This window comes from uncultured Abyssibacter sp. (genome assembly GCF_964000955.1).
Taxonomy (GTDB): Bacteria; Pseudomonadota; Gammaproteobacteria; order Nevskiales; family OUC007; genus Abyssibacter.
Window position 1 is genome coordinate 1 of record NZ_CAXFCL010000120.1, and the last position, 1,973, is coordinate 1,973.

Annotated in this window: 3 protein-coding genes; all 3 read left to right on the forward strand. The window is 67.7% G+C overall.

Going from position 1 to position 1,973, the window contains the following annotated elements; all coding sequences use genetic code 11:
* Positions 1 to 856 (forward strand): ethanolamine ammonia-lyase subunit EutB (gene eutB, locus ABNS06_RS05470; RefSeq protein ID WP_348673081.1); only part of this gene is annotated, 856 nt, incomplete at its 5' end.
* Positions 853 to 1,599: an ethanolamine ammonia-lyase subunit EutC gene (eutC, locus tag ABNS06_RS05475; protein WP_348673082.1), complete on the forward strand. Its 747-nt coding sequence runs from the start codon at positions 853 to 855 to the stop codon at positions 1,597 to 1,599. The genes eutB and eutC, both read left to right, overlap by 4 nt.
* A 103-nt stretch (positions 1,600 to 1,702) precedes the next feature.
* The coding region (locus ABNS06_RS05480; RefSeq protein ID WP_348673084.1) for an ATP-dependent Clp protease proteolytic subunit at positions 1,703 to 1,973 on the forward strand (271 nt) is incomplete at its 3' end.

Genomic DNA, 1,973 nt, shown 5'->3' on the forward strand with positions numbered 1-1,973 from the left:
CCTGCTGCTGGGAGCCGGCGATGCCTGCATCGGCGTCAATCCGGTATCGGACGATCCGGCCCTCCTCGCGCCGATCTGGCGTGCGCTGGATCGGCTGATCGAGCGCTTCGAGATACCGACCCAGTCCTGTGTGTTGGCGCATGTCACTCAGCAGTTGGCGGCCATCGAGGCCGGCGAGCCGGTGGACCTGATCTTCCAGTCCATCGCCGGCACCGAGCGCGCCAACCGCAGTTTCGGCATTGATCTAGCGCTGCTGCGTGAGGCGCGGTCGGCGGGGCTGTCGCTGGGCCGCGGCACGGTCGGGAACAACGTGATGTATTTCGAAACCGGGCAGGGCAGCGCGCTGTCCGCCGATGCGCACCACGGCGTGGACCAGCAGACCTGCGAGGCCCGGGCCTACGCGGTCGCCCGCGCCTTCGATCCGCTGCTGGTGAATACGGTGGTCGGCTTCATCGGTCCCGAGTATTTGTACGACGGCAAGCAGATCACTCGCGCGGGCCTGGAGGACCATTTCTGCGGCAAGCTGCTGGGCCTGCCGATGGGCGTCGACGTCTGCTACACCAACCATGCCGAGGCGGATCAGGACGACATGGACATTCTGCTGACCGCGCTGGGCGCGGCCGGGGTCAACTACGTCATGGGTGTCCCCGGCGCCGACGATGTGATGCTGGGCTACCAGAGCACCAGTTTTCACGACGCGCTATATCTGCGCGAGTTGCTGGAACTGCGCCCGGCGCCGGAGTTCGAGGCGTGGATGCAGCGGATGGGCCTCGGCGACGCGCAGGGGCGTCTGAGGGCTGATGGGGCCGCGGAGTCCGCGCGGCTGGTCGAGCACATCGCGGAGTCGTCGACGTGAGCCGAACGCCGATTCCGACGGAGCCCGCCAGCGCACTGGAGGCGCTGCGTGAGCGCACGCCGGCGCGCATTGCGCTGGGACGCCGGGGTGTCGGCCTGCCCACGGGTGCCGTGCTGGCGTTCAGTCAGGCTCATGCGCTCGCCCGCGACGCAGTGCATGCCGAACTGGACGTGGCGGCGCTGAAACGTGAGCTGACGGACCGGGGTTTGGACAGCACCCGGGTCGCGAGCCAGGCACCGGATCGGGCGGCCTATCTGGCACGTCCGGACTGGGGCAGGCGGCTGGCGGACGATGTGGTGTTGCACGGGCCGGCCGCGACCGTCCCGGTGTTCGACCTGGTCGTGGTCGTCTCCGATGGCCTGTCGGCCACGGCGGCGCAGCGGCATGCCGTGCCCGTAGTGACCGGACTGATGGAGCGGTTGGCCGATCTGAACATCGCGCCGGTTGTCATCGCCACGCAGGCGCGGGTGGCGCTGGCCGATGAGGTTGGAGAGCGTCTGGGTGCGCGTCTGGCGCTGTCGCTGATCGGCGAGCGGCCGGGCCTGAGCGCGCCGGACAGCCTGGGCGCATACCTGACCTGGGCGCCCCGACGCGGGTGTACGGACGCCCAGCGCTACTGCGTGTCCAACATCCGTCCGGAAGGTCTGGACTACCCGGAAGCGGTGGAGGCGTTGACGCGACTGGTGCGCCGCAGCCTGGACGAGCAGCGCACCGGAGTTGACACGCAGGCGACTGCGCCCTGACGCTGCCGCCATTGCCAGTGGCGGGGAATCAGCCGATCCTCTTGCCGCAGACAGCGCGATCCACGGGTCGCCTCACTCAATCGATCAAGGACTACAACGCACGATGGACGACCTGAGACTGGAATCGGAGCCGGATACCTCGGTGCTCAACGACGTGTTCAAGCTGGAAGGCAAGCTGCTGTTCGATGCGCGCTTTGTCCTGGTATTCGGCGGCATCAACGACAAGACCGCGGCGATCATCTGCCGGCAGCTGCTGGCCATGGACCATGACAAGGTCGCGCCGATTCGGATGCTGATTTCCTCGCCCGGCGGTCACGTGGAATCGGGTGATGCGATTCACGACATGATTCGCTTCATCCGTTCGCCGGTGACGA